Genomic DNA, 26,003 nt, shown 5'->3' on the forward strand with positions numbered 1-26,003 from the left:
CCTGTTAAAGATAGCGCAGTGGACCCGGAGCGCCGTACGCCGAAAAACCCGTTTGATCATGCCGAGGGGGTATCCGGTCAGTCGTATTCTCGGGAGCGGGAAGAGGCCTTGCGACAAGCGGACCCATCAGGAGCGGTCTTCACAGGATCAGAAGGGTCTCCAGACCGTGAGCGCGTGGCCTCGGTTTATCCCGACACCGGAGAAACCAGAGGGAGCGGCGCCAAAGCGGCAGAAGACCCTGACCGCAAGCCCGGTGCTTGGAACCCCGGAGCGGGGAAAAATGCCGTCGATGAATAGTTTCAGCTGCAAGAATAACGCGGTGGGGGTGCTGGGTCACGTCGTTGTCGCTACGGCAGTGCCGGCTTAGGCTTAGCACCAGAAGCACGTGAATAAAAAAGGCGGGCCTAACGGCCCGCCTTTCAGGTTACTGGTTGTCCTTGGCGAGGGTGGGATCGCCGATCTGCTCAGCTTGAGCACCACTGTCGGGCCGCGCTGGACCGAGTACCGGTTCTTCGCCCATCGGCTGAGCTCGAAACACGCTGAACTCGCCTTTGCCGTCGAACGTCGCGCCTTCTGTCCAGCGCCCTTCCGGGAAGCTGCCGTCCAGCGACGTGACGAAGAAGTCGTGGTTGTGCTCCTGGTTTTCTTCCGCTTGAGGGAAGCTGTTGGGAATGGGCAGTGCTGCGTTGAATCCGCCCATATCTTCCAGCGCGGCAAGCCATTGCTGCTGATGCATCGTATCCCGCGCGATGAGGAAACGAAGCATGTCCTTCATCCCGGGATCTTCCGTCGCGTTGAACAGCCGAACGGCAAGTACCCGACCCGTGCTCTCCGCGGCAACGTTGCAGAACATGTCAGCTGCAGCATTTCCGCTTGCGTAAATGTGGCTCATGTCAAACGGGACGCCATCCGAGTCGATCGGCATCGCTGCCATCCCGGACGACAGAAGGTTCTTGTGGATGATCCCTTCGATCGCATGCTTGGCGTTGCCGCCGCCCATGACCGCACCTACGATGCTATCGGTGGCCCCTTGCTCCTGAGCCGAGGTAGGCGCCGTTTCCAGGTTGAGGGCGACAGCTGTTGCCAGCATTTCGATATGGCCCAGTTCCTCAGTGGCCGTGTTCAGGAGTAGATCGCGGTACTTCGTGGTGGGCGCGCGGTTTCCCCACGCTTGAAAGAAATACTGCATCGCGACCCTGATTTCGCCTTCAACGCCGCCGATGGCCTGCTGAAGCATTCGGGCGAACTGAGGGTTAGGCGTGTCCACCCGAACCGGGTACTGGAGCCGACGATCGTGATAGTACATGGAGGAACCTCTCTCGCTATTGCTGGAGCCTCTTCCCGAACGCACCGAGCGCGAAGCGGTTTATTACGGTCGGACAACAATCCGATCTTAGTGATTGATTTAGATTAGTTGTTGGCAGAATTGTTCGACGGGGCGTGAGGGGAAGATGGTAGAAGGCGGCCAAACATGCGATCGGCGGCTTGTTATTCACGCCGGCTTGGGAAAATCTGGCTCTTCCGCGATCCAGAAGTATTTGCGTGATAGCGCGGGGGACCTCCGCTGTGCTGATGCCTGCTACCTTGGAATGTATCTGGAGCGCGGAGATCCTCTTTCCGGCGCTTTTGCCTCGGCAGATGATCTCCAGCGGGCGCTGAGTGACGACCCAGCGATTGAGGACCGTTTGGTTGCCTTGCTCACACAGCGCATCCAAGGTCGTCCGGGGATAAAGACGTTCATCTGGAGCCACATCGGTCTGGCCGTAAGTGCCCCGTTGATGGCACGCGTCATCGCCAGATTGACGCCTATCTGCAAAACCGAGGTTGTGCTCTATTTCCGGCACCAGGCAAGCTGGCTGGTCTCAGCCTACCTGCAATGGGGCGTGAAGCACAAAGCGAACACAGGGCCCATCAGGAGCTTTTCCGAGTGGCTACCCGAGGCGAGATCGCGCGGTGCTGATTATCGGCAGGTGATAGAAAGCTGGCGAGAGGCTATCGCCCCCCAGGATCTGCATGTCCGCTCCTATGACCTGGCGGCAGACGTGGTCACGGACTTTCTGACCACGATGGGTCTGCCAATCCCCCCCGCGAGCGACCGCTCTAATTGGCACTACCAAACACCTGACGCTGCCGTCTTGACGTTATACCGCCTCTATCAGGGCCAAAACGATGCCGAGGCTCCGCCCGGCGTTCTCCAACGCGCTCTAGCCGCCAGCGGGGTGGAGAAGAAGCGTTACAGGGAGGTGGATCCCGCGTCCACGCTCCCGGCAGGTTTGGAATGGACCAACTTCGTTGAGCGATTTGAAGCCGATAATGCCGCGCTTGCCCGTGACTTCGGATTGATCCTCAACGCGCCGTCGCGCGGTCCCGCGCAGGATCCACAGCACGCTGCACCCGCTGTCGTCATTCCCGCGCTACTGGACATGATCATTGCCATGGAACGACGCATCGCCGCGCTTGAGAAGCGCCTGAAGGCGCCCGACGAAAGCATTAGCTGAACACCGGCTCACGACGGCCTGGGGGCGGATCGCATCATGAAGAGACAGCAGGCGAGCTTTCGACACGCACTGTGGGGGATGGAGCGGGTAACGGGAATCGAACCCGTGTATTCAGCTTGGAAGGCTGCTGCACTACCATTGTGCTATACCCGCAACACGTTGGAAAACCGAACGGCTGGTCATCCCGCTGCGCAACTCCAACCGACTTCTGTTAGTGCCCTAACGGCCAATTGAGGAGGCAAGGCAGCTTCTATGAAATCGGCAGCCTTGGCGCAAGAGGCGGCCGCCATGCATCCCTCTTCAAAACCTCGGCGGCTCGCCACTCCCGTATGCAGCTCGTGCATCACTGCCTTCGTAAAGAGGCGGGCCGGCGATGATCTCGCCGGCCCGCCTCCCATGTTCTTCGCAGTTCAGCCTTCTCGCTGAACCCAGCTTCAAGCAGCCGCGGAAGCAGCCGCCTTCTTCGCGGATGCTGACCAAATCTCATCAATCGCGGCCCCGAGCGACGCGTTGAATTCGTCATCGCTCATCTCGTGGCGCAGGTCATTCAGCAGCGCGCGGCTAAAGCTGGCGATGACGCCGTGATTCTGGGCTAGCTCTTCGCACGCTTCAGGGCGCGCATAACCACCGGACAGCGCTACCACTCGCAACACGCGTGGGTGGTCCACCAGCTGCCGGAAGAGATCACGAGTCGCGGGCAATGAAAGCTTCAGCATGACCTGCGCTTCACCGGTCATAGCATCGAGAGCCTTCGTCAGTTCCTCGAGGAGGATCGAGTCCGCTTCGGCACGCTCGGGGCTCTTGATGTTGACCTCTGGCTCGATGATCGGAACGAGGCCGTGGGATAGCACCTGCTGCGCGATGTCGAACTGCTGGGCCACGACCTGCGCGATACCCTCACGATTGGCGAGGTTGATCACCGAACGTTCTTTGGTGCCGAAGATCCCGAGCTTGGCTGCACGCTCCAGCAGTGCATCGAGACCGGGCATCGCCTTCATGAGCTGAACGCCGTTCTCTTCGGCCTCAAGACCCTTGTCGATCTTCAGGAACGGCACCACGCCGCGTTCATGCAGCGCTTGCGGCACCGGCTTTCCGCCGGCCTCACCGTCCATTGTACGTTCGAAAAGGATCGCTCCGATCACTTTGTCTCCGGTGAACACTGGCGACGTGATGATCCGGGCCCGCATGTCATGGATGAGGCCAAACATCTCCTCCTCCGTCGACCAGGCACTCTCCTCGATGCCATAACCCTTCAACGCCTTGGGCGTAGAGCCGCCGGACTGGTCCAGCGCAGCGATGAAGCCTTGCCCATCAGCGATTTTTGCAGTCATCACAGCAGGAGTCATGATCAGCTATCCCCTCTCGTTGTTCGTCCCGGGGCGTCATTAAGGGGAGCCACCGAGTTTTGCCAGCGGCTGCCTCCCCCATCGGGGTCGGCATCGCAGGTCATTTGTTCAGCACCTCGCGGGGGCCGCTTAGACCGCCGATCACGTCTGAACAGGTAGAGGCGTCAGCCGGGGAACCCAGGCCACTAACGCCCAGTTTGGGCCGCGAAGTTGTTAGTTGAAACCGCGCTCCAGGAATCGCTCTGCCAAGGCGCAGTGCATGGCAACGCCTCGCGCCATGACGCTTTCCTCTATGGTCATGCGGGTGTTGTGAAGCGGCGGGTTCGTCTTTGGGTCGCTGCCGGGCGGTGCGACCCCGACGAACGCCATCGCCCCAGGAACCTCCTTCAAAACATATGAAAAGTCCTCGCCGCCCATCATCGGCGCCGTCATGGTGGACCAGCCCCGCTCCCCTGAGATCGTCACGGCAAGATCGCGCATCATCGCCGTTGCGCGGGGATCGCAGAAGGTGACGGGGTAACCTTCGTCAATGGTACTTTCCGCGGTGCAGCCATGCGCATTCGAGATGTCGCCGGCGATCTGGCGAAAAGCAGCGCGCGCCTTCTCACGCGTGCTGTCGGAAAGCGTGCGCAGCGTGCCCATTAGGCGGACCGCATCCGGGATGATATTGTGGCTGCTGCCTGCGTGGATTTGCGTGATCGTCAGCACCGCTGGGTCCGCGACCGGGATGCGGCGAGCGACAAAGCTCTGGAGTGCAGTCACGATCTCGCAAGCAACGGGGATCGGGTCGATACAGTCATGCGGCATGGCGGCGTGGCCGCCCTTGCCCTTGATGTTCGCGATCAGGGTATCTGTGGACGCAAGGAGGGGGCCTTCGCGGCCCAGGAAGACGCCCGCTGGCGCATTGGGGGAGATATGAAGCGCAAAGGCAGCATCCGGCCGCGCGATCTCCAGCAGCCCGTCTTCGATCATCCAGCGTGCGCCATGATGGCCTTCTTCTCCCGGCTGGAACATGAACACGATCGTGCCGGGAAGTTGATCCTTGCGGGCGCACAGGGCCCGAGCTGCTCCGGCCAACATGGCGGAGTGCGCATCATGCCCACAGGCGTGCATCGCGCCCGGAATGGTGGACGCGAAGTCGAGCCCCGTCTCCTCGGTGAGCGGTAGCGCGTCCATGTCACCCCGCAGCAGCACGGTACGGCCGTTGTCACCAGTCTGCCCGCGTCCTCCCCGAAGGATCGCAATGAACCCGGAAGTCGACTTGCTGTCATGGATCTCTAGCGGCAACCCGGCGAGTGCAGCCTTCAGCTTCGCCGTCGTTCTCGGGCATGCCAGCCCGATTTCCGGCTCGGCATGAATGGCGCGGCGTAGGGCAATCGTGTCCGCGAGCACTGCTTCGCCCAAGCTGCGCCAGTCTTGAAGTGGGCCAGTCGCGTTCATTAGCAATCCTCGATATGCCTACTTAGTCTGATCAAAAGTGAGTGCAGGGGGCGTTAAAGGTCGGCGGATTGGTTGCGATTGGCAATGGGAGGTCGCGCTCGGATCAGACGGTCGGCCACAAACCTCTGCCCAGCTCACTGCCTGCTACCAGCTGACAGCGATCTTCCCAAAGTGATCGCCCCCTTCTTGATATCGGAAAGCGTCGGCCAGTTCTTCCAATGCGAATGTTCGATCAACAACAGGTCGCAAGCCACTGACATTCAGCGCACGAACGAAATCCTCTTGCTCCTGTCGGCTTCCCACAATCAACCCTTGCAGGCGCGCTTGCTTGGCCATGAGCAGGGCGGTGGGCACGTCACCGCTGACGCCGGTCAGCACGCCGATCAACGCGACATGGCCGCCGATGCGCACAGCCTGTAGTGATTGCGCCAGCGTCCCGGGGCCGCCGACTTCCACGACGACATCGACGCCGCGCCCGCCGGTAATCTCCAGTACCTGCTGCCCCCAATTCGGCTCCGATCTGTAGTTGATGGTATGCGTCGCGCCGAGGTCTGTCGCTCTGGCGAGCTTCTCATCCGACGAGGACGTGACAATCACCTCAACGCCCATCGCGCGCGCAATCTGAAGCGCATATATCGAGACGCCGCCGGTTCCGAGCACCAGAACAGTGTCTCCGGTCTTCAAACCTGCGTCGATGACCAGTGCTCGCCACGCGGTCAGTCCTGCAGTGGTGATGGTGGCGGCCTCCGTGTGGCTCCAGCCGGCGGGCGCTTTGGTGAACGCCGTTGCTGGTAGAACAACGATATCGCGTGCAAATCCGTCGATGCCGTCGCCGGGCACGCCGCGGAAATCAGCGACCTTCGGCGGCCCTGCCTGCCAGTCGGGGAAGAAACAGGAAACCACATGATCGCCGGCTGCGAACTCGGTTACACCTTTGCCTACAGCTTCAACGATCCCCGCGCCATCGGCCATCGGGATACGTCCTTCTGCTGTCGGCGACTTGCCCGCGCAGACCAGGTAATCATGGAAGTTGAGCGAAGTGGCGTGGAGCGCCACCCGGATTTCGCCTGTTCCCGGCTCACCAGGATCGGCGTCCTGAGTGACGGCCAGGCGGATCGAGACCACCCGGCTTGGCGAGCCTGACGGCCCTCACGAGGCCGGACCTTCAGCCGATGCCGGGGTGCGGCGAGCAGCCTTCACCGGCACGGTGGGTTCGAGCATCTGTCCCTTCATGATCCCTTCGCCTTTGGTTGCGGATGTAGGCATGTCCATGATCTTGTGCACCACATCCATTCCCCGGATCACCCGGCCAAACACGGCATAGCCGGGGTTCACGCCCTCCGCGTCCATTGCGGGCGTGTTGCCGACGATGATGAAGAAATCGCCGCGTGCGCTTCCCGGCGCTGCCATCGCCATGGATATCGCTCCATCAACATGGCTGAGACCAGTCTTACTCGTCGGTTCATGGGGGATCGGCGGCAACGTCCGCTTGGGATCATTCTGGGTGCCGAACTGGATAAAGCCGTAGCGAGGCTCGGCTTGCACCTTCACAGTCCGGTAGAAAGACGTTCCGTCGAGCCGCCTGCCGTCGACATACTTCAGGAAGTTTGAAGCCGTTGCAGGTGCTTTCTCCGTTTCGATCGCCAGGACGATCGCGCCGGCGTCGGACACCAACGTGACCTGGGTGGTCGCGCTTGGCGGAGCGGCGGACAACCCGGAGCGCTGGTCAGGATCGGCCGCTGAAGCAGTCTGAGCAGCAGCTGGCGCACCGGATGCAAGCGCGAGGAGCAGGACTAGGTGCATCATGAAACTTTCACCGCAAGTAGGACAACGTTTTCAGCCTCGCTACCGGACAGCTGCACCGTATAGTGACCCGGCGAGAGGACAAAATCCATCGTCTTGCGAATGCTCGAGCACCTCGGGCCGGGGCTTGGCGCTGACGACCGCGTAACCCGGCCGTTGCGGATCAGATCCACCGAGTAAGGTCCCCCGAGTGCAAGGCGGTAAGTGCCCGGCGCCGTGACGGCGATCGTCAGAGTGCCGCCGTGGGGCCCTACCATCCTTGGAGCGGGGTTCAGCTTCAGATGGCTTGCCGGGTGCAGAGAGACGCGGATAGCCGCACCGGGTTGTATGGTGGCGCCGCCCCCCGCTTCGGTTCCCGCGACCACCGGAGCTTGCGCAGCCCAGGCAGCAAATTCGGCGGGGAGTGACGGGCGAACATTGGCACAGGAAAAGTCGTGAGCCGGATCCTGGGCGTGAGCGGCCGTGCTGGCGAGGAGCAGCGCGGCTGCAGCGAGGATACGCATCTGACGTTCTTTCGATGTTGATCCATCTCTTGAACGCACAACGGGCGCTTTCAGCGCGTCGCTCAGTAACATGAGTGATGAACGATCCGGAAATTCACTATCGCGATCTGGACTCTTTGCATGAGGAGCATCGGCGAAGCCGGAGGACCAGGAGCACCTAGCCTTCCGAATGCCGACGAGCCTCAAGCCCGCGTAGGAATCTTTTCGAACGGCACATCCTTGTCGACCCGCACATCTCCCGGCAATCCGAGGACCCGCTCAGCGATGATGTTGCGGAGGATTTCGTCGGTGCCGCCTTCGATCCGGGTCGCCGGACTACGCATCAGGGTTGCCTGGAAGCGTGCGGCATGGGCCGCCTGCGCCGGATCGGTGAGTACCCCCATCTCTCCCTGGAGATCGATCGCGAAGCTGGCGATGTCCTGACTGGTCGCACCCGCCACGAGTTTGCCAATCGAGTTCTCCGGTCCCGGTTCTTGTCCTTTCGACAGAGCGGTGAGGGCGCGCATCGAGGTATATTTCAGGCCACTCGCCTTGGTTGCCCAATCCGCGAGCCTCGACCTGATCGTGGGGTCATCCACCAAACGGCCGCCGTCACGGCCTGGCGCCCGAACGGCATAGTCCAGAAGCGTTTCGAACCCGGTGGACATGCCGGAGCCGATCGACAGCCGCTCGTTCATCAACGTCGTCAACGACACGGTCCAGCCCTGGCCTACGCCACCGAGCCGCTGGCTGTCGGGGATGCGCAGGTCGGCGAAGAAAACCTCGTTGAAGCCTGATTGGCCGTGCGCCTGAAGGATCGGTCGCACCTCAATGCCGGGCGAGCGCATGTCGACCCAGAACATCGTCAGCCCCTTGTGCTTGGCGACACTGGGATCGGTACGGGTGAGCAGGATGCCATACTGCGAGATGTGCGCGCCGGACGTCCAGATTTTGGAGCCGTTGATCACCCATTCGCCGCCGTCCTTCACCGCCCGCGTGCGGAGTCCAGCGAGGTCGGAACCGGCCGAGGGCTCGGAGAACATCTGGCACCAGATGTCTTCGCCTGCCGCCAAGGGAGGGAGCAGCGCTTGCTTGTCCTGCTCGCTGCCCCACGCCATCACCGTCGGACCGCACATCCCCTGACCGATGATGAAGGTGAACGAGAGCTGCGCATAGACGCCTTCCTCCTGGTTCCAGATGACGCGCTGCATCGGCGTCGCGCCTCGACCGCCATATTCCGTTGGCCAGTGGAGGCAGGCCCAGCCGGCATCATATTTCTTCTTCTGCCATGCCTTGCTCTCCGCCAGCATGTCCACGTCAGCGATGTCGCCGGCAGTGCCGTGCCCAGCGCCCGAGAGCATGGAGTCGAGGTGCTTGGGGGCGTTGGCGTCGATCCAGGCACGCGCTTCGGCGCGGAAGGCGGCTTCTTCTGGAGTGTCATCGAAGTTCATGAGCTTGGGTCCTTCAATCGTTTGCTCGGCCGATCCCAGTGATCATGCGGGGAGGGCGGCGCACCTTCGGCCTCAATCAGGCGGCGAGCGGCTCGTTTACGGCCGCGAGGCGGGTAACGAGTTTCTCCTCCCAGTCGGGCAGGCTGCCGAGCGCCAGGGCAAGCTGGTTCGACCGCCGGTAGAAGAGGTGGCAATCCATCTGCCACGTGAACCCCATGCCCCCGTGCACCTGGATGTTGTTCTTCGCGCAGTGTCGGAAGGCATTGGTGGCGGACACCCGCGCCGTGGCGGCAGCGCGGGGCAGTTCAGCTGCACCCGTGGATAGTGCCCATGCGCCATAATAAGCGTTGGAGCGGGCCAACGTCGCCGAGACGTACATATCGGCAAGCATGTGCTTGATCGCCTGGAAGCTGCCGATCTGCCGGCCGAAGGCCATGCGCTCGAGCGCATAATCGCGGCCCATCTCCAGCGCGCGATCCGCGCCGCCGATCTGTTCGAAGGCGACAAGAACCGCGGCCCGGTCGAGCAGAGTCTGAAGACTGGCCCAACCTTCGCCGCGCTCGCCCAGCCGCTCGGCCGCGGCATTGTTGAACGTGAGTTCCGCCTGGCCCCGCGTCGGGTCGATCGTGTTGAGAGTTTTGCGGGTGACGCCTTCCTGGGAAAGGTCGAGGAGGAACAGGCTCAGTGCGTCCGCGTCCTTTGCAAGAACGATCGCGACGTCCGCAATATCGCCGTCCAGCACCGGGGTCTTCGTTCCGCTCAACATACCATTTACAAAGGCGGTGCGCACGCTCTTGTCGCTCAAGCGCTCGCCCTCACTGCTCGCGAGGCAACCGATGGCGGCGCCAGCGGCAATCTTGGGAAGCCATGCGGCCTGTTGTTCCCCGGTACCGAACGACTTGATCGCCTCGGCTGCCAGGTAGACGGACGACAGAATGGGCAGCGGCGCGATCGCGCGCCCGAATTCCTCGGCCACGGCGCAAAGCTCGAGGTAGCCGAGACCGAGACCGCCATGCTCCTCGGGAATGGCAATGCCGAGAAAGCCCATTTCCGCCACGCCCTGCCATAGCGAGCGATCGAAGCCGCCGCCTTCCAGCGCCTTGCGGACACGTTCGGTGGAACATTCTGCCGCAAGAAAGCGCCGCGCTTCCTGGCGAAATTCATTTTGTTGTTCGTTGAAATCGAACTGCATCGATCCCTCCCCTAGTCTTGTGAAAGCTGGTGTACGTAGACCTCGTTGTGAGCGATCCGGTCGCCTTCGAGCAGGACCATGTCAAAGCCGCGCAAGCGCCCGCCGCCCGCCACATCACAATACCAGCGACCGCAGAAGCCGCCTGGGATCGGCCACGTTTCGTCGGGGGTGTAAGTCATCTGCGGGGTGGCAGCGAATAACTGAATCAGATAGCTACGAAGCGCAGCGTGGCCCTTGATCCCAGAGGCAGTCTGCGGATCGAAGTAAGCGCACTCTTCGGCATAGAAGTTGAGAAGACCGGCCACGTCCTTGGCCGTCCACGTGGCAAGCCAATCAGCGTTGTAGCGAGCGATATCCATCGGTCAGGCTCCCACCACCCGCGCCACATGAGCGAGCTCGAAGATCTCCGCCGGTACCGCCTCCGGGCCGGCGAGCGTCGCAACCCCGTGCAGCCCCAGCATGGGATCGGTCGCGGTAGCCTCGTGATAGCGGCGGCGTCGCGCGCGGGCTTCCTCGCCAAACTCCATGTCGAGCTTGGCCTGCATCTCGGATGCGATGCGCAGGCGACGCATGCGCTCGCTGCGCTCCTCGGCGTAGGGCCGGAAGTCCGGCTCGCGACCAGCAGGCGTCTCCTTGAGGATATCGCTGACCAGGCGCACGTCGCGGTAGGTGATGGACAAACCCAGGCCCAGGATCGGATCGTTCCACCCCGCCGCGTCCCCGATCAGGACGGCGCCGGGTACGTACGGCTGATCAGTCGCTGCGCAGTTGTTGTAATACGCGTAGAGTGGGCTCGCCGGCGTTCCTCCCGCGATCGCCTCATTGCCCGGCGCCGATTTCATCCGAAAGGCTTCAAGGAAGCGGCGTGGCCCCTCGCTGCCGGCGAAACGCGTTTTCGCAGCGAGATCCCAGCCTCCATAGACCCGCATGCGACCGTTGCCTTGCGGAAAAGCCAGGAAGGCGAAATCCTCTTCAGTGCCGATCGCCTGGCGGGTGTCGTTCCAGGCGCCGACGTCGTCAACCAGCAGGCCGGCAAACCAATGGTGCGGCTTGTCCTGATGAAGAGTCAGGCCCGCGGCACGACGGACGACGGATTGGCGCCCCTCGGCACCTACAATCAAAGGCGCATGTTCAGTCCGTAGCTCGCCATTGTACACGTAAGTGACAGAAGGCGCCCGCCCGAGTTCGATCGCTTGGACGTCAACGCCGCGGAGGGCACACGCGCCGGCTTCGCGAGCCTCGTCAAACAGGGTCTGGCAATGAACCGGATGGCGGATGCACAAGGGACCTGGCACGTCCGGGGCGAACATGCCGAGTTGCAGTGCATGCTCCTCGGCCTCCGCGGGATCCCGCGTCTCGTCGTAGGTGACATGACTGCTCAGGTGGTGTCCGCCAGCGTCGATGAGGGCGTCATAAAGCGCCAAGCGCTGGGTCTCGGTGACGCCCCACGGCGCGATCCATTCGCCGCGCACCTTGTCTTCGTAAACGAGGCTCTTCTCTAGAAGAAGCACGGAGCGTCCGGCGCGCGCCATTACGGCGGCAAGCGCCGATCCGCCGATCCCGCCACCAACGACGATGATGTCGTACGTCATGCCCGCTCTCCCGCCGTTACCGGCCATCACGGGTCGGCAATCGGAGCATTAAGTCAGTCGACCTAATTTCACGACACGTACGAGCGTGGTCATGGCCAAGTCAATGGGGCTTTGCCGAAGCATGGCTGAAACGGGTGCAACCGGCGTGTTCCGCAATGCGGCGCCGTGCCCCCAAGAGGGCGGCACGGCAGGCGCGGTCGGAGACGATCAAATCAGATGTTGTCTGGTCAGCGCTGCGCCTGGAGCAGCTGGTGGCCGCAGCTGTGGGAACCACAAGAAACCGGCTAGATGGCGCGGCAGCGATTCTCCGAAAGAGCGAAATCGGAACCCGGACGGCAAACTGGCATTGAGGAGTGAGGGAAGGGCGGTGAACGTGCCGATGAAGCGCGTGAACAAAGGTCCGCTTGCGGCAGTCGACCGAGAGGTTCTGCTTGGTTGGGAGCCGTCTAATCGACAGCGAGTACCTATCGTCCGAGATCCGACCGTGGGAATGCGCGCAGCACCCCGCGCTCTTCCGGCTCCATCGGGAATACTGGGATATCCAGCAGTTGTGGCTGTGGTCGGCCGTAGAGGTATCCTTGGCCAAGCTGGCATCCCAGTTGCCGCAGTCGCAACGCCTGAGCCTCGGTCTCAATCCCCTCCGCGACGACGACTTTGCCGAGGCCACGGCCAAGGCCGACGATGGCGCGCACGATCGCTATTGTTCCTCCATTCGGTTGATCGATGCTGGAGACAAAAGAGCGATCGATCTTGATGCGGTCCACGGGCACGCTGCGTAGATGCGCCAGCGAGGCGTAGCCGGTGCCGAAATCGTCGAGTGCGATGGAGACGCCGGCGTCGTGAAGCGTCCGCAGGTTGGCGAGGATGCTGTCCGCCGCCCGGTCGAGCATCACTCCCTCCGTGACTTCGACACACAAGGATGAGGTCGGGATCTTATGATGCGCCAGCCGGTCGAGCACGCGCTTGGCAGCCCGAGGGCCTGCCAGTTGTGCCGATGTGAAGTTGACGCTGAGCACGCCGATCGCGTCGCCTTGGTCGCGCAACCAGGCAAGCGCGAGCTCCAAGACGTGCTCCTGAATTCGCAGGCCGATCCTCTCCGCGATCAGCACATCGGCGAAGCGGTCTGGCGTCAGCAATCCGTGCCTCGGATGGTTCCAGCGGAGCAGTGCCTCATACCCACACACTGTTTCTGTCACGAGCGACAGGATCGGCTGCAGGTACAGCTGAAATTCCCCGTTCTTGAGAGCCGCTTCGGCATCACCGGCGAACTCAATCTGCAGGTCGCGCAGGCTACGGTGCAGCGGATCGTAGCGACAGTGGCGCGCACGGCCGAGGCGCTTGGCCGTGTAAAGAGCGAGGTCCGCGTTTTGGAACAACAGGTCCAGCGCCGCCGCGTCCGCGGGATAGGCTGCCGATCCGATGCTGAGCGAGGTGGCGCGTTGCTGGTCGGCATACTGCCAGACCTCACCTTGCAGGACGGCTAGCTCCTCGACCAGCGCATTCTCCGCCGAGGCGCCGCCTGGGCAAAGGATCGCGAACTCGTCGCCACCCACGCGCGCAATCCTGGCGCCCTGACAACGCTCGGTGGCGACGGCGAGCGCTGATCCGACGTGGCAGAGAAGGGCATCGCCGCCGGCGTGTCCCAGTCGGTCGTTTGCGTCCTTGAGATAGTCGACATCGATCAGAAACAGGCTGAACGGCGTGCCGGCTGCTATGAGATCGTGCGCGTTTTTCTGAAAGGCAGCGCGATTACCGAGCCCCGTCAGAAAGTCCGTATGTGCCGCCAAACGAAGAGCTTTTGTTTCGGCTAGATCGATCTCGCGCCGCTGACGCGTTTGGTCTAGTTCCTGGCGGATCAGGCGAAATCGATCTGCAATGGCGAGCGACAGCACCAGCGCTTCAAAGGCGAGCGCCGCAAACGTCGCCATGTCGACGAGGTCGTTCTGCGGCACGAAGCCGAGATTGCGCGCCAACCGGGCCAGGAAGACGCAGATCACCGGCCCCCAGCCGATCATATAGAACCAGATCACTCGGCTGCCGCGTCGAACCGCGACCCAGCAGGAGACAGCCACCAGCACCGCGGAGCCAGCAATGACGTCGTTGAGAAGCCGATCGGTCGCGACGGCTGGCAGCCACGTGTCGGCTGCGGCCAGAAAGCCCAGAACCGCACCCGAGGCCGCGAACACTCGCCCAATGAGGATCAGGGCGCGGGGCAAAACGCCCTCCTCGATCACGGCGAAGAAGAACATGTTGCCGGCGGCCACCAAGAGCCCGACCAGCACGAAGTCGAGCCGGACTGCCAGTGGCCCGACTAGACTTGGCACGACGAACGCCGCCATGTTGGTCCAAATCAGACCGTAGGCAAAGGCTGTGGTGACCCAAACCAGATACCAGCGCTGAAACGCATGCCGGTGCCCGGTGTGGATGACGAGATTGTAGAGCAGGGCGGAGAGCAGCGTTCCCGCAAACAGGCCCATCAGCAGCAACCACCGGGCGTCGTTGGCCGTCATCGCCGTCCCCGGCATCGCGGCGACCTTCCGCATGAGGGATAGGTCGTCGATCTGCCTGAACCCGAGGTAGAGTTCATCGACGTCCCGCCCGGCTGGCTCAATCTCGAACTTCAGCAGGCCGCCCGGCGCCCAATGACCCTTCAGATCCGCAGGCGCCTTTACCTGCCGCATCGTGCCGAAGTCCCCCGCTACCAGCACGGAAATCCGGTCAAAGCGAGTCTGGTCTACGAGCAGGTGCCAGCGCGCTGGAAGGTCTTGCAGGCGGGAGGTGTCTAGGCGAAGCCAGAGCCAGTCGACACTGTTCGTCGGGGCCTGGTCGCCGCAGCGATATCGGGCCACGGTGATCGCGGCATCCGTTGCTTTGTCGGACAGCGTCGCGGTGCAGGCGTTGCGGCGAAGGTCGATGCCCGAAGCGGATGCCGCCTGCGGCGCCAAGCTTAAGGCGAGCAGTAATGATGCACACCAAAGCTTCTTGAACCAACCAGTCACTCTTGCAGCCCCCACCGCAGCTTCATCGGAGCGCCGATAACGGGCACACCCTAACGAGTGGCAACCATCCGCCTTAACTAAAAACACAGCAGCGCCGGTGAGCGGAAGCCGTGCAGCCCTGTCGCGAGCCTTTCCGCGAACGACAGATCATTGTAGCTGAGGATCAGGTGCTTAGGTCAAGCAACCCGCTTGAACCAACCACCGCGAGTTTTGGAGCAACCGACATCCCACGCAAACCAAATTACGACTTTGAGCGCCGCGAGCGTGAAAAGACCAAGGCGGCTGAGTCCGCGAAGAAGGCGCAAGCCAAGGCGGAGAAGCGGGCGGCTGAAAAGGGAGCGTCGGATGCGGATCAGTCCGGCGGATCGTAGATCCCCTGACGCAAAGCTGGCGGCAGGCGATCGCCCGCGCGGAGTTCGGCTGGAGATACTTGTGGCATGCGCAGCTGCGCGTCGAACAGGACCACCTGTTCATATCAAGGCTCGTGCGACGAATGTTCTGCAAGCCATGACTGGCTGACGTCACTTGACGCACACGCTTGACTGATTGCGACATGTCATCTCTGATAGCGGAGTTTGTTCGCAAACCCTTCGTTCGCCTTTGTCATCTTTGCGATCTTTCTCAGGTTCGCTCGGATGTACCGCTCCACGCGGCGGTCGTCATAGATGCCCGTTATCCGATACTCGTCTTTGGCGAGCAGTTCCTTGATCTGCGCGGCGAACGCCACCTGATCGTGGGTGCATCCCGCGGTCTTCAGCGTCCGGCATACCCATTCTTCCGCAGCTGCTTTGTCGTAATCGTCCTGGGCCTCATACCCGCGCCTGTCCGCCGCCGCTTGCTCGACCCTAGCGGCGTCGACACGGCTTTCCAGCCACTCGAGAATCAGCTCGCCGTTCCATGCTTTCGGTGTTTCGCTCATGATGCTCTCGGTTTGAGTGCGACTTGGGTAGCCGAAAGCCAGCAATCGCAACACGGCCCCAGGGGGAGGTCCAAACGCTAACCGAGTATCCGGTTGAGCTCTGCGAAGGACCGGTGGGGTGGGGAATGTGGGTTCCTAGTGGAAACGCTCTCCTCGACGTAGCTGCTCGAGGATCAGGTGCATTCGACGTGTCCGTGTCTCCGGCCGCTTGGCGGTCTGAAGGCGATAGTAGATCGGGTACAGGTTCTTGCGGTCAAGCGTCCGGAAGAACGCTTCGGCTTCCGGCAGGGCTGCCAACGCGTCGAGGAAGTCCTGCGGGATGACCATGCCGGCCGAGCCTTCATAGGCTGCGTCCCAGCGACCGTCCGCACGCGCAGCCTCGACGTGAGCAAGGCCGGCAACCGTCATCCGTCCTTCGGCGATCAGCCGGTCGGCGCGACCCGGTTCTTGGCAGACCAACTGGAGTCCGCCCGGCGCGGCGTCAAACGCTGAAAATAACAGCCTTCATCACCTGACTGTTTCTTTCCGTCGATCCAACCGTAGCGGATCGCCTCCACGACGCAGTCGGTCCATGAAACTGAGGGCTGTCCCGAACCCGCCTTGTAGACACGCACCACAATTCGCTGCTGGTGGCGTGGTTCTCGGCCAGCCAGCCGGCGAGATCCTCGGGTCGCTCGAATGGGAGTGCATCGCTTGAAAGGTTTGCCATCGCTCGATCCTATCCGCGGCTGATGCCGGTGAGAAGCGAGGCCGGTTCTGTCTCTGATGCGACGGCACTACGGTTCAGAGCGGGCAGTTTAAGGAAGGGCGGACGTCTGGGCACCTGCAGCATCTGTGCACGTTGCCCAGGTCGTCGCGCCGCACTGTTACTGCCCAGGTCTCCTTTCGTGCTAGCGTCTAAAGCGCCATGCTCGCGGCGGGCTCAGCTTGAAGCCGCTCGATATCCTGGCGGGGCGGAGCCCCGAACAGCCGGCGGTACTCGCGACTGAACTGGGAGGGGCTCTCATAACCGACGGCAAAGCCGGCCGTGCCGGCCGTTGCGCCACCGACCAGCATCAGCCGGCGCGCCTCCTGTAGGCGGAGCTGCTTTTGATATTCGAGCGGCGTCATACGCGTGATTGCCTTGAAATGCGCGTGGAGCGAGGAAGCGCTCATTCCGGCCTCCGCCGCGACCTCCTCGATGCGTATCGGCCCGTCGAAGCGACGACGGATCGCCGCGATGGCGCGGCTAACCTGATTGAGATGGCTGCCGGCGGTTGCGACGTGGCGGAGCATGGGCCCGTGCGGCCCGGTAAGAAGCCGGTACAAGATCTCGCGTTCGATGAGCGGCGCCAGCGCTCCGATCGTTTCGGGTCGATCAAGCAGCCGGACCAGCCGGTACGCAGCGTCGATCAAGTCGGGGTCGCTCGGGTACACGCCGAGCACTTGTAGGTCGGTAGGTGGTACTCGGCCGCCCTCCGAAACCATCAGATCGGCAAGCATGGGGGTATCCAGATCGATCTTGCAGCAGAGATACGGCCGATCCGGGCTCGCATCGATGATGTGGCCGACGAGCGGCAGATCCACCGAGACGAGCAGATAATGCGCGGCGTCGTAGACGACGCTATGCTCGCCGATCGACACGCGCTTCGACCCCTGGGCAATCAGGCAAAGCGAAGCCTCGTACACGGCGGGCGTGGGCGTGCTCGGCTGGTCGGCGCGGATCAGCGATACGTGCGGCAACTGGGTGGAGCAAATGCCCATCCCGACGACGTGGCGGTCGATCAATGCGGCGAGTTCGGTGATCCGATCCATGTAGGTTTTGATCCACCACCCGTCGCGATGCTGCAAGCCCAAACCAATGGTTTTGGAGGATCGGGCAAAGCCTTCGGGCGATCACGCTACCGCTGGGAGCCACCCCAGCGCCATCTTGTTTGCGTCACCCCAATCAGAAGGAAGCATCATGTCAGGAATCATCGACAAGGTCGTGCTCATCACGGGAGCGTCTAGCGGCATCGGCGAGGCGACCGCGCGGGAATTGGCGGCGGCGGGCGCGCGGCTGTTCATCGGCGCAAGGCGCGGTGAGCGACTGAAGGCGCTAGCCGACGAACTCGGCGGTACCGTTGCGTGGCGCGAACTCGACGTCACCGACGGCGCGGACTTCGACGCCTTTGTGGATGCCGCCGCCGCCCAGTTCGGCCGTATTGACGTCCTGGTGAACAATGCCGGCGTGATGCCGCTCTCGCCGCTCGCTGCCTTGAAGCGCGACAAGTGGAAGCGGATGGTGGACGTGAATATCCACGGAGTGCTGAACGGCATTGCCGCGGTGCTGCCGCGGTTCGTAGCGCAGGGGAGCGGCCATGTTGTCAACGTCGCATCCGTCGCTGCGCACATGGTGATGCCGACCGCTGCGGTTTATTGCGGCACCAAGCACGCCGTCCGGGCGATTACCGAAGGGTTACGGCAGGAGCATGACGAGATTCGCTCCACGCTCATCTCGCCGGGTGTCGTGGCCACTGAACTTGGTCACGACATCACCGAACCGGACATCGCCGCGGCGTTGAAGGGCTGGCGCCAGAAGTCGCTGACACCGGACGCAATTGCTCGCGCAGTACGCTACGCGCTGGAGCAGCCCGAGGGCGTCGACATCAATGAGGTGATCGTTCGCCCGACGGCGGCAGATATGTGATGCCGCAATTTGCCAGCCTTTGGGTAGTATCTCATCGGCTGGCACCTTTAACGGTTCGCGGTGATAGCAATTGGCCCCTTCGCCAAAGCTAAGGGACTAACTGCGCTTGTTACGCGGACGCCCCGCCATCGATGTTGAGCGTTGTGCCAGTGATCTAAGTCGCCTCCGGTCCGGCTAGGAACGACACCGCTCAAGCGATCTTCTTCACCGTGCCATAGCGGCTGAGCGGGATGGCTCCGATCATCTGCTGGGCGAACGCGCTGTCGGGAGTGGCCATGTCGGTGTCGATCGGCCCCGGCTGCACGGTCTTGATCAGGATGTTGCGGGAGGCGAGATCCTTCGCGCAGCCGCGCCACCGCTGCCTTGGCCGGACTATAGACGGCGGTCGTCGGAAGGCGACCACCGCCGACTTGGACCGCATCACTCAAGGCGATTTGTCAATTTGCCGGTTTCACTCTGAACAACGATCCTTGCGGCGAGAACGGGTTCGGAAGCGTCGCAGTCGACGAAGCAACACTCTTCTGGAAGATTATTGCTACCATACAAACCTGGAGCTCGGACCGCTTTCACCGGCCGCCGAATGCTCACCTTGATGGTTGCTGCGTACCTTAAAGAAGGTTGTTTATCGCTTCTGATGGCCGACTGCTAGTGATGACGGAAGTCGGCGCAAGCTGTTCCATAGGTTCAGATACCAACGCCGCGGTAAGGCACTCAACCATGTCGATCGCCGCAAGGTATTTCTTCAACTCAACCGCTGCCGTAGTCTTGTTCTATAGCCATCCAATTGGCCGAACCATCCTGTGCGGGGTAACGGTTGCGGCGTGCACTTGCGACGGAAATGTCTTTGTGCCTGTTTGGCGGACGAAAGTAGTAAGCGAGGACGTCGCCGGCGTTAGCGAACTGGAAGAACTGGAGGAATGCCGTTGACGCACTCTCCAAGCGGCCCGGGTTACTGTTTAGTGTCGGCTGCCTGCCCCTGGATAGTGTGAGCAGGCCTGTGGGAGTAGCTTCCGCAGTGACGCTTGGTCATAGTTAGGGGGCCGCAAATGGGTGGATGACTCCCGCTCACGTCATCTGAGTGCCAAGCTAGCGGCGGGCCTCGTCGGCATGGAGGCGTGCTGTACCCCCGCACCATTGGCCCGCGAGGCGCCTTGGCGACACTGACGGTCTGCGAACGGGCATCAGCCGCGGCGCGAACGCCTCAAGGCGGAGAGCAAGCCGCGCCGCAACGATGACCGCTTTTCGCTTCCAAGCCGCCAGCGTCGCGGCTACGCCGACGCAACAGGAAGCAGTGACCGCTTCCTGCGGATTCAATCGTCGACAACGCCCCGACCGGCCCTTTATCTATGGCAAGGGTCGGGCCTGCGCCATGGCGAGGGAGAGTCGATCGAGGGGGAAGCGAGCATGACCATCCATCAGCCGTGGCGCCGTCGTGAGTCTGACGGATGGAACGCAAGCGAGGTGTTCGTTCTGGGTGCGAAGACCCGGAACGTTCAGGACGGCTACGCTGTCGGAACCGCAATCACTCAGTTCGATGGCAACGGTGGCGAAGCGCTGACGATCCGCGCCGACTCGGTACCGCTGATCCACCTCGACGAAGAGATCAACGACGCGGGAACTGGTGGGAACGACACGCTGGTCGGCGATGGCGGCGCCAACACGATCTACGGCTTCGACGGCGACGACGTGATCGCGCCCAGGGGCGGGCACGACATCGTGGATGGCGGCGCGGGCAACGACACGCTGGTGCTCGATGGCACCCGCGCGAGTTACGCCGTGCATACGGTTGATGGCCGTACGACCGTGACCGGGTCGGGAGGCACTGTGCAGGTCGCCCGAATAGAGCAGGTCAGGTTCGCCGACACGACGGTGAGCTTCGGGGAGGCGAGCGCCTCCGCCACGCTGGGCGCACCCGCGTTTATCACCGACGTCACGGACGCCACCATCCCGCTGACGCTCACCCTGCGTCAGGCTGCCGGCACCTCCGGTACCGTGTCCGTGTCGCTGAACGCCAGCTCCACCGCGTTCAACGGCAGCACCGTTACGGTTCCGGCCTATTCGGGCAGCTACACCGTCCCGACCTCACATACCGGTGACTTCCTTATCAACCTGTCCTCGATTGCCGGGCTTGACGACCTGATCGCGGGGGCCACCAAGCCGGCGCGGCCGCGGCCCGGCGCGACCTCGACGGTCCCGACCACCGCCACCAGCGAGACGCCAAGCGCCGTGATCGTGCAATCCGGGGACAGCATCGGCGCCGGCTTCACCGCCAACTATGCGGCGATCGATCATCTCGGCTTCCTGGACAGCGTCGCGATCCACAACGTCAGCGTCGTCGGCATCACGCAGCAGACCGGCTATCGCCAGCGCGCGACCGACCTCTTTTCGTTCAACGATCCACGGGTTGCCTCCGTGCTGGTCATCGGGACGGGCGCTAATGATCTGCTCGGCGGCGGCTCGGGCAGCGTTCTGTACGACAGCGTGCTGCGGCCGTTCGTGGCATCCGCGCAGGCAGTGGGTTTCTATGTGGTGGTAAATTCGCTGCTGCCGGTCGGCGTCTTCGGCTGGACCGCCGAGCAGGAGCAGGAACGGCTCACCTACAACCAGGTGGTGCGCGCTAACGCCGCCGGCGCCGACGCGATCAACGACTTTGCCGCCGATCCGCTGATTGGAGACGCGACGCATCCAGCGACCTCGGCCTATTACAACGATGCCCTGCACCCTTCCGTGGCCGGCCAGCAACGGCTGGCCGTGCTGGATGCCGGGACCCTCGCGCCCTTTGTTCAGCCCCTGCCTCCATCTTCGCTGACGCTCAACGTCACCGTCAGCGGCCAGACCTTTGCCAACGGCACCGACACCACATCCGTGACCGTGCCGCTCATCGACAAAGGCGCTCCCGGCACGACCGGTGACGACGTGATCGCCGTCTCCGCCGCGCATCCGTCGTTCACCGGCAACGGCGGCAACGACGTGTTTCAAGGATCGGCCGCGCACTTTGCGGGCAATTACATCACCGACTTTGCCGTCGGCGACCGGATCACGGTCACCGACGCCAGCTATGCCGACTTCGCGTTCCAGCAAACCGGCGCCTTGCTCGGCTTCAACGGCGCGTTTCTTAACATCGGCACCGCGAACGTACGCCTGGTGACAGCGGCGTCCGCAACGGAAGGCGTCGACCTGATTGCGACCAACCGTTTCACCGGTCTTGCTGACTTCAACGGCGACGGGCACAGCGACCTGCTGTGGCGCGAGGCTGGCGGTGACTTCTCGACCTGGAGCGTGAGCGGCAACATAGGGGGCAATAAGCTCGCGATGAACAGCACCTACGTGGGGGGTGTCGGGACTAACTGGACGATCGCTGAGACGTTCGACTTCAATGGTGACGGGCGCTCGGACATCCTGTGGCGCGAGCAGAACGCCGGCCAGTTCACCATCTGGAACGGACGGGACAATAGCTGGGCCCAGAACAGCTATTCCAACAACACCGTGGAAAGCGACTGGACGATCGCCGGGGTCGGCGACCTGAACGGCGACGGCCGTGACGATATCGTCTGGCGGCGCGACAGCGGTGCCTTCTCGACGTGGCAGTCGACCGGCACGGGGTTCAACACCAACGTCACCTACAACAGCTCCGTTTCGCCCGAGTGGCAGATCGTTGGGCTTGCCGACTTCAACGGGGACAACAAGGACGACCTGCTCTGGCGCAACCAGAGCTCGGGGGCCTTCTCCATCTGGAGTTCGACCGGCGACGGTTTCACGCCCAACACATATTATAACGCGAGCGTCGACCGATCATGGCACATCGACGGGCTGGCCGACTTCAATGGTGACGGCAAGGACGACATCCTCTGGCGCCACGATGGCGATGGCGTGCTGACGACATGGCAGTCGACCGGCAGCGGCTTCATCTTGAACGTTTATGACGATCATAGCGTCAGCCCCGTGTGGCAGGTCGCTAATACCGGTGACTTCAATGGCGACGGCAAGGCCGACCTGATGTTCCGCAACGTGGCGGACGGCACCTTCAAGACACGGGAGTCGAACGGTGACGGTTTCGGTCCCGAGATCGTTTCGGTCAGCAGCGTGGGTACGAACTGGCAGGTGCAGGCGCACGACTTCCAGTTCGGGTGAGATCGGATCGAAGGGCGCTGAAGCGCGGCGGCTAACCTCAATCATTCCGCGAACGTCCGCTTTGGGCGTTTTCAGCCCGCTTTCGCGAGCCGCCCACGCAATCCTGAATGCGGGGAATGATGGACAGCGGCCGTCCGCTTTCAGCTCTCACGTGGCGTAACGCGGACGTTTGTTCATGGAACTCGCAACTATAGCCAAGCGCCCCCATTGTTGCCGTTCCGCCCGGGTGCTGCCGATCCCGAAACTGCCGTTGCTTAACAGACCCCCATTCCGCCCAGCCCTCATTGGTTCGAGAGCGTTTTCCACGGAGTTCGCGTGCCATCGATACCTGCTGGCGCGCCCGCGCGCAGCCGACCGACCGAAACGGTGACCATGACTCGTCAAAGTTCCCGCTCGCCGGACACGATCAATGCGCACTCTAGTCCCGAGGCCCCCGTGCGGGAGGTTAAAGGCTGAGCCAGGCGAGCAGCATTTGATCGCTCACAAGAATGAATCCTGGCCCAAGGCCCGCAAGACCGGGATTTATCATCCAGACCTGCTTTGCAAGCGGTGCAATGGTGTCCTCGGCCGCCTGGAAGGGCGATGCCTTCACCTTGATCCAGCGGTTCCGCGCCATCAGGGCGCCGCTTGGCACGATCGCCGACATGGGACGATCGATGGCGACATGCTGCTACGCTGCCGGCTGCATCGCATCGCCTGGAGATTCGCGCCACTCAGTCGCGGTTCGGCCCATCAGCATTGGCCCTTTGCGTCGGCAGTGAACGACGTCGCTCAGCCAGGCACGGATCCCATCGACGCTGGAAATTGCCGTCGTCGGCCTCGTCAAGCTGATTGAGAGGTTTACTTTACCGCGCGGCTTTGGCGGTTCGTCAGCGGTATGAGCGTCTTCTTTTGGGGGTCGCGTAGCTGCGCGTGAGTATCTGCAAACTGGGTCTTTTGTGCCGAACGGGGTCTCAAAGAAGCGCCAAAAAACGGACCGGTCGAGTTCGCATTGGAAGGGCCACAAAAAAGCGGGCGGGCGAGGCGGGAGAAAAGCATGTTTGCGGGGTCGGAGACCGTGAGCGGCACCTCGCCAGGAAAGCCCGTCATGATCGACGGTTGCGCTTCGTTCTTGCCACTGACGTGACGAAGACGACGACCTATCAATGAGGCAAAAGAATCGAGACGTCCCCGGGTGCAATAGCCGGCGATGTTCCGGTGTCGGCCGGGACCGGGTCGTTTCCGCTCAGCGTCTCAGCCGCGACCGGCGGGGCCGACACAACGGGTATTTCGGTGGTTTGCACCGCTGGTGGCGGAACAACCAGTGGCGGAGCCGGTTGATAATAGTCGCGCCAGGTGTCGTATGCGGCATAGAATTCAACGAACGGACGATCGAGGCGCAGCAGCGACGCTCTGGCGAAGGTCGGCAGATCGTAATCGGCAACCTGACCGACCTTCGAGACCTCCTCGCGTGCCACTGCGCAAAAGGCTGCCCGCATCGCCGGCTGCGCGTAGAAATTGTAGATGCGTGTCTGATTGTCGTCATAGACACGTTGCCAGTCCCACCAACCGGGCGCCTGCCATTCCCGGATATAGGCTTGGTAGTAGCGATCGATTACGGCGGCATGCGTCTTAACCCACGCATTATAAGGCTCGATGATCCCGCCACCTGCCTGGTCGCAGCCGAGCGCGGCGACGTTCAATGCGTTGCGCAGATGCCACACGGCGGCCTGATCAGTATTGTCGAGATTGGGCGTGAAAAAGGTACCGTCAGCGCGCTTGGTCGGGCTTTTCATGCCAATATAGCCACCTGCCGGCATCGGCGGCGGCGGCGGCGGCGGCGCCGCGATAATTGGCGGCTGCTGCACGGGAGCGGGCGGCGTGGCGCAGCCAGACATGACGAGGGCCAGTCCGCCTAGCAGGCCCCAGCCGAGGTTCGCGCGCAATCTCATCGTTTCGCCCAGATAATCCGTTGCGGGCGCGCTGCAACCCGTACCGGAGGAACATCACAAGAATGGCTGATCTTTCCGAGCACTTTCCTGCTCTCGATCAAGGTTGCGGCAGGCCGAGGGGGCGGCGCCGATCTGGCCTGTTGCGGTAGCTCCGGCCTCTTGGAGCGCGTCGCCGCAACGGATGACAACTGCCGGAAGGAGCGGCGCTAACAGCCCGCCTGGTCCAGCACCTCCTACGAACCAACGTGCTGCCCGACGGCCTGTTCTGCGCAACGGGCTTGCGACAACCGCCGACGTCGCCGCATTGGTAATCACACGGGAGCGCGCAGCATTCCGCGGCCCGACGCCGCGCTTATGTGGTGGGATCAGGCGGCTCGTTGCCACTTGGTTGTCTCACCTATGCGATTTGCGCCGAGGAGATCATCGCGCAGGAGCGAGCGGCGGGGCTCCGCTTCGCTCGGATCATCCTGCCGAACGGCAGCTCTGGCACACACACCGGCCTGGAAGCGGGACTGAGGGCAGCCGGAGATAAGCCAGCCAGGTTGTGTCATTCACGGCACTCGCCTCGATCGAAACGGCACCGGCGACCACAACCGAACTCGCCGGGCAGGCACTGGCGCTCATCGATCAGGAGAGCGCGTTCGCGCGTGGCGACATCGTAATATCGGGCGGCCAACTCGGTGAAAGCTATGCCGTGCCCACACACGCGATGCGCGAAGCGGTGCGGCTGGTCGCCCGCTCGGAGGCACTGTTACTTGGTCGAGTTTGTGGGGGAAATGCCTTCGCTGGTATTATCGAGGCCATCTGCAATGATACCTGCTCGACGCCTTCGTTGGCCGAAGCGGGTGCGTCCGATAGTTCTGTTGTGGAAGGCCGATGCCGACTACCTACTCGTGCACCAGGCGGGCATATTGTCGCGTGCTCATGTGCGCCATGTAGCCCTTACGATGGGGCGATCACGGATCCGCCCGCCCGAGACTACATTTTCCGATCCGGACTTTAACCACATCACAGCTACGAAGCTTGCTATTGATGGCGAAGGCGAGCAGCCCCGTTCACGCAGTCGCCTATGCTGGTCAAGCCAAAAGCGGATGGCTCAGGCCTGCTGCTGCTTGCTGCCTTGTCGCCGCCCGTCTAGCTTGAACAGGCAAGCCGGATCGTAGGATCCGAACCCGCTGTACTGCCAGGCGTCGCCGTTGATATAGTTTGAGCCGTGATCGATCGCGGTCGGATCGCGAGCAGCGAGCGCACTATGTCGCTGTTTACCCCGCCAGCTGCACCAACGTAAACAGCGCGTGCTCCGCGCGGTTTAGAATACGCCGAGCCGGAGTCGCTAACAACACGTGAGATGCGGCGGGCACTTTCAGCCCGAGGCGCCACTAGGTGGCTGCTGGACCGATGAATAAACGCATCGGCCCCGCCGAAGCTATTGAAAAGGTGGTGGACGCACTTGGGCTCGAACCAAGGACCCGCTGATTAAGAGTCAGCTGCTCTACCAACTGAGCTATGCGTCCATGATCGTGTTGGGCGGCTGCCCCGATCGGAGGCGCG

Annotated in this window: 20 protein-coding genes and 2 tRNA genes; 4 read left to right on the forward strand and 18 right to left on the reverse strand. The window is 62.5% G+C overall.

The genetic code is table 11. The features are described 5' to 3' along the window. Positions 1 to 424 precede the first annotated feature (424 nt). A complete protein-coding gene (locus SPMU_RS04805; protein ID WP_088332396.1) occupies positions 425 to 1,306 on the reverse strand; it encodes a manganese catalase family protein in 882 nt (293 codons plus the stop codon). A 145-nt stretch (positions 1,307 to 1,451) separates the two neighbouring features. Here SPMU_RS04805 and SPMU_RS04810 point away from each other — a divergent pair, with 145 nt between their 5' ends. Continuing rightward, positions 1,452 to 2,498, forward strand: a complete 1,047-nt coding sequence (locus SPMU_RS04810; protein ID WP_140418409.1) for a hypothetical protein — start codon at positions 1,452 to 1,454, stop codon at positions 2,496 to 2,498. 79 nt (positions 2,499 to 2,577) lie between these two features. On the opposite strand, the gene SPMU_RS04815 is transcribed toward SPMU_RS04810, so the two are convergent. From SPMU_RS04815 to SPMU_RS04880, 13 genes are all read right to left on the reverse strand, one after another. Further along, a tRNA-Gly gene (locus SPMU_RS04815) sits at positions 2,578 to 2,651 on the reverse strand. Positions 2,652 to 2,932: 281 nt separating this feature from the next. Further along, positions 2,933 to 3,844 (reverse strand): fructose bisphosphate aldolase, encoded by a 912-nt coding sequence (locus tag SPMU_RS04820; RefSeq protein WP_088332400.1) that lies wholly within the window; start codon positions 3,842 to 3,844, stop codon positions 2,933 to 2,935. A 213-nt stretch (positions 3,845 to 4,057) separates the two neighbouring features. Continuing rightward, on the reverse strand, positions 4,058 to 5,284 hold the full coding sequence (locus SPMU_RS04825; protein ID WP_088332402.1) for a M20 metallopeptidase family protein: 1,227 nt from the start codon (positions 5,282 to 5,284) through the stop codon (positions 4,058 to 4,060). Between the two features lie 144 nt (positions 5,285 to 5,428). Beyond that, positions 5,429 to 6,409 carry a zinc-binding dehydrogenase gene (locus tag SPMU_RS04830; RefSeq protein ID WP_088332404.1) on the reverse strand — a complete coding sequence of 327 codons (981 nt, stop codon included), beginning with the start codon at positions 6,407 to 6,409 and terminating at the stop codon, positions 5,429 to 5,431. 24 nt (positions 6,410 to 6,433) lie between these two features. Beyond that, positions 6,434 to 7,090 carry a peptidylprolyl isomerase gene (locus SPMU_RS04835; protein WP_088332406.1) on the reverse strand — a complete coding sequence of 219 codons (657 nt, stop codon included), beginning with the start codon at positions 7,088 to 7,090 and terminating at the stop codon, positions 6,434 to 6,436. A 682-nt stretch (positions 7,091 to 7,772) separates the two neighbouring features. Continuing rightward, positions 7,773 to 9,020 carry an acyl-CoA dehydrogenase family protein gene (locus SPMU_RS04840; RefSeq protein WP_088332408.1) on the reverse strand — a complete coding sequence of 416 codons (1,248 nt, stop codon included), beginning with the start codon at positions 9,018 to 9,020 and terminating at the stop codon, positions 7,773 to 7,775. A 76-nt stretch (positions 9,021 to 9,096) separates the two neighbouring features. After that, positions 9,097 to 10,212, reverse strand: coding sequence for an acyl-CoA dehydrogenase family protein (locus SPMU_RS04845; RefSeq protein ID WP_088332411.1), 1,116 nt, complete (start codon positions 10,210 to 10,212; stop codon positions 9,097 to 9,099). 11 nt (positions 10,213 to 10,223) lie between these two features. Further along, complete coding sequence (locus SPMU_RS04850) at positions 10,224 to 10,571, reverse strand: YybH family protein (protein WP_088332413.1); 348 nt, start codon at positions 10,569 to 10,571, stop codon at positions 10,224 to 10,226. Between the two features lie 3 nt (positions 10,572 to 10,574). Further along, positions 10,575 to 11,804, reverse strand: a complete 1,230-nt coding sequence (locus tag SPMU_RS04855) for an NAD(P)/FAD-dependent oxidoreductase (RefSeq protein ID WP_088332415.1) — start codon at positions 11,802 to 11,804, stop codon at positions 10,575 to 10,577. Positions 11,805 to 12,268: 464 nt separating this feature from the next. After that, positions 12,269 to 14,749, reverse strand: coding sequence for a putative bifunctional diguanylate cyclase/phosphodiesterase (locus SPMU_RS04860; protein WP_245832756.1), 2,481 nt, complete (start codon positions 14,747 to 14,749; stop codon positions 12,269 to 12,271). 610 nt (positions 14,750 to 15,359) lie between these two features. Then, positions 15,360 to 15,773 carry a hypothetical protein gene (locus SPMU_RS04870; protein ID WP_245832758.1) on the reverse strand — a complete coding sequence of 138 codons (414 nt, stop codon included), beginning with the start codon at positions 15,771 to 15,773 and terminating at the stop codon, positions 15,360 to 15,362. Positions 15,774 to 15,857: 84 nt separating this feature from the next. Further along, a complete protein-coding gene (locus SPMU_RS17060; protein WP_245832760.1) occupies positions 15,858 to 16,181 on the reverse strand; it encodes a YdeI/OmpD-associated family protein in 324 nt (107 codons plus the stop codon). A gap of 438 nt (positions 16,182 to 16,619) precedes the next feature. After that, complete coding sequence (locus SPMU_RS04880; protein WP_088333173.1) at positions 16,620 to 17,516, reverse strand: AraC family transcriptional regulator; 897 nt, start codon at positions 17,514 to 17,516, stop codon at positions 16,620 to 16,622. Positions 17,517 to 17,664: 148 nt separating this feature from the next. On the opposite strand from SPMU_RS04880, the gene SPMU_RS04885 reads away from it, so the two are divergent. Continuing rightward, positions 17,665 to 18,390 (forward strand): SDR family oxidoreductase, encoded by a 726-nt coding sequence (locus tag SPMU_RS04885; RefSeq protein ID WP_088332420.1) that lies wholly within the window; start codon positions 17,665 to 17,667, stop codon positions 18,388 to 18,390. A 190-nt stretch (positions 18,391 to 18,580) separates the two neighbouring features. Here SPMU_RS04885 and SPMU_RS04890 read toward each other — a convergent pair whose 3' ends face one another. Next, positions 18,581 to 18,814: an SDR family oxidoreductase gene (locus SPMU_RS04890; protein ID WP_211275709.1), complete on the reverse strand. Its 234-nt coding sequence runs from the start codon at positions 18,812 to 18,814 to the stop codon at positions 18,581 to 18,583. A gap of 32 nt (positions 18,815 to 18,846) precedes the next feature. Between SPMU_RS04890 and SPMU_RS17530 the strand changes: the two genes are divergently transcribed. Both SPMU_RS17530 and SPMU_RS04895 read left to right on the forward strand, forming a co-directional pair. Continuing rightward, positions 18,847 to 19,002 (forward strand): hypothetical protein, encoded by a 156-nt coding sequence (locus tag SPMU_RS17530; RefSeq protein ID WP_425442143.1) that lies wholly within the window; start codon positions 18,847 to 18,849, stop codon positions 19,000 to 19,002. 792 nt (positions 19,003 to 19,794) lie between these two features. After that, the gene (locus SPMU_RS04895) at positions 19,795 to 22,521 is read left to right on the forward strand and encodes an FG-GAP-like repeat-containing protein (protein ID WP_088332422.1); all 2,727 of its coding nucleotides are present in this window, start codon (positions 19,795 to 19,797) and stop codon (positions 22,519 to 22,521) included. Between the two features lie 445 nt (positions 22,522 to 22,966). On the opposite strand, the gene SPMU_RS04900 is transcribed toward SPMU_RS04895, so the two are convergent. From SPMU_RS04900 to SPMU_RS04910, 3 genes are all read right to left on the reverse strand, one after another. Then, positions 22,967 to 23,167 carry a hypothetical protein gene (locus SPMU_RS04900; protein WP_088332424.1) on the reverse strand — a complete coding sequence of 67 codons (201 nt, stop codon included), beginning with the start codon at positions 23,165 to 23,167 and terminating at the stop codon, positions 22,967 to 22,969. A gap of 496 nt (positions 23,168 to 23,663) precedes the next feature. Next, positions 23,664 to 24,452 carry a hypothetical protein gene (locus SPMU_RS04905; protein ID WP_140418410.1) on the reverse strand — a complete coding sequence of 263 codons (789 nt, stop codon included), beginning with the start codon at positions 24,450 to 24,452 and terminating at the stop codon, positions 23,664 to 23,666. A gap of 1,438 nt (positions 24,453 to 25,890) precedes the next feature. Continuing rightward, positions 25,891 to 25,966, reverse strand: a tRNA-Lys gene (locus SPMU_RS04910). Between the last annotated feature and the right edge of the window lie 37 nt (positions 25,967 to 26,003).

It is taken from the genome of Sphingomonas mucosissima (assembly GCF_002197665.1).
Taxonomy (GTDB): domain Bacteria; phylum Pseudomonadota; class Alphaproteobacteria; order Sphingomonadales; family Sphingomonadaceae; genus Sphingomonas; species Sphingomonas mucosissima.

Excerpts from the sequence above, each read along its gene's own strand:
- SPMU_RS04805 (WP_088332396.1), bottom strand. The coding sequence starts at position 1,306 with ATGTACTATCACGATCGTCGGCTCCAGTACCCGGTTCGGGTGGACACG.
- SPMU_RS04810 (WP_140418409.1), top strand. The coding sequence starts at position 1,452 with ATGGTAGAAGGCGGCCAAACATGCGATCGGCGGCTTGTTATTCACGCC.
- SPMU_RS04820 (WP_088332400.1), bottom strand. The coding sequence starts at position 3,844 with ATGACTCCTGCTGTGATGACTGCAAAAATCGCTGATGGGCAAGGCTTC.
- SPMU_RS04825 (WP_088332402.1), bottom strand. The coding sequence starts at position 5,284 with ATGAACGCGACTGGCCCACTTCAAGACTGGCGCAGCTTGGGCGAAGCA.
- SPMU_RS04835 (WP_088332406.1), bottom strand. The coding sequence starts at position 7,090 with ATGATGCACCTAGTCCTGCTCCTCGCGCTTGCATCCGGTGCGCCAGCT.
- SPMU_RS04840 (WP_088332408.1), bottom strand. The coding sequence starts at position 9,020 with ATGAACTTCGATGACACTCCAGAAGAAGCCGCCTTCCGCGCCGAAGCG.
- SPMU_RS04845 (WP_088332411.1), bottom strand. The coding sequence starts at position 10,212 with ATGCAGTTCGATTTCAACGAACAACAAAATGAATTTCGCCAGGAAGCG.
- SPMU_RS04850 (WP_088332413.1), bottom strand. The coding sequence starts at position 10,571 with ATGGATATCGCTCGCTACAACGCTGATTGGCTTGCCACGTGGACGGCC.
- SPMU_RS04855 (WP_088332415.1), bottom strand. The coding sequence starts at position 11,804 with ATGACGTACGACATCATCGTCGTTGGTGGCGGGATCGGCGGATCGGCG.
- SPMU_RS04880 (WP_088333173.1), bottom strand. The coding sequence starts at position 17,516 with ATGGATCGGATCACCGAACTCGCCGCATTGATCGACCGCCACGTCGTC.
- SPMU_RS04885 (WP_088332420.1), top strand. The coding sequence starts at position 17,665 with ATGTCAGGAATCATCGACAAGGTCGTGCTCATCACGGGAGCGTCTAGC.
- SPMU_RS04895 (WP_088332422.1), top strand. The coding sequence starts at position 19,795 with ATGACCATCCATCAGCCGTGGCGCCGTCGTGAGTCTGACGGATGGAAC.
- SPMU_RS04900 (WP_088332424.1), bottom strand. The coding sequence starts at position 23,167 with ATGTCGGCGATCGTGCCAAGCGGCGCCCTGATGGCGCGGAACCGCTGG.
- SPMU_RS04905 (WP_140418410.1), bottom strand. The coding sequence starts at position 24,452 with ATGAGATTGCGCGCGAACCTCGGCTGGGGCCTGCTAGGCGGACTGGCC.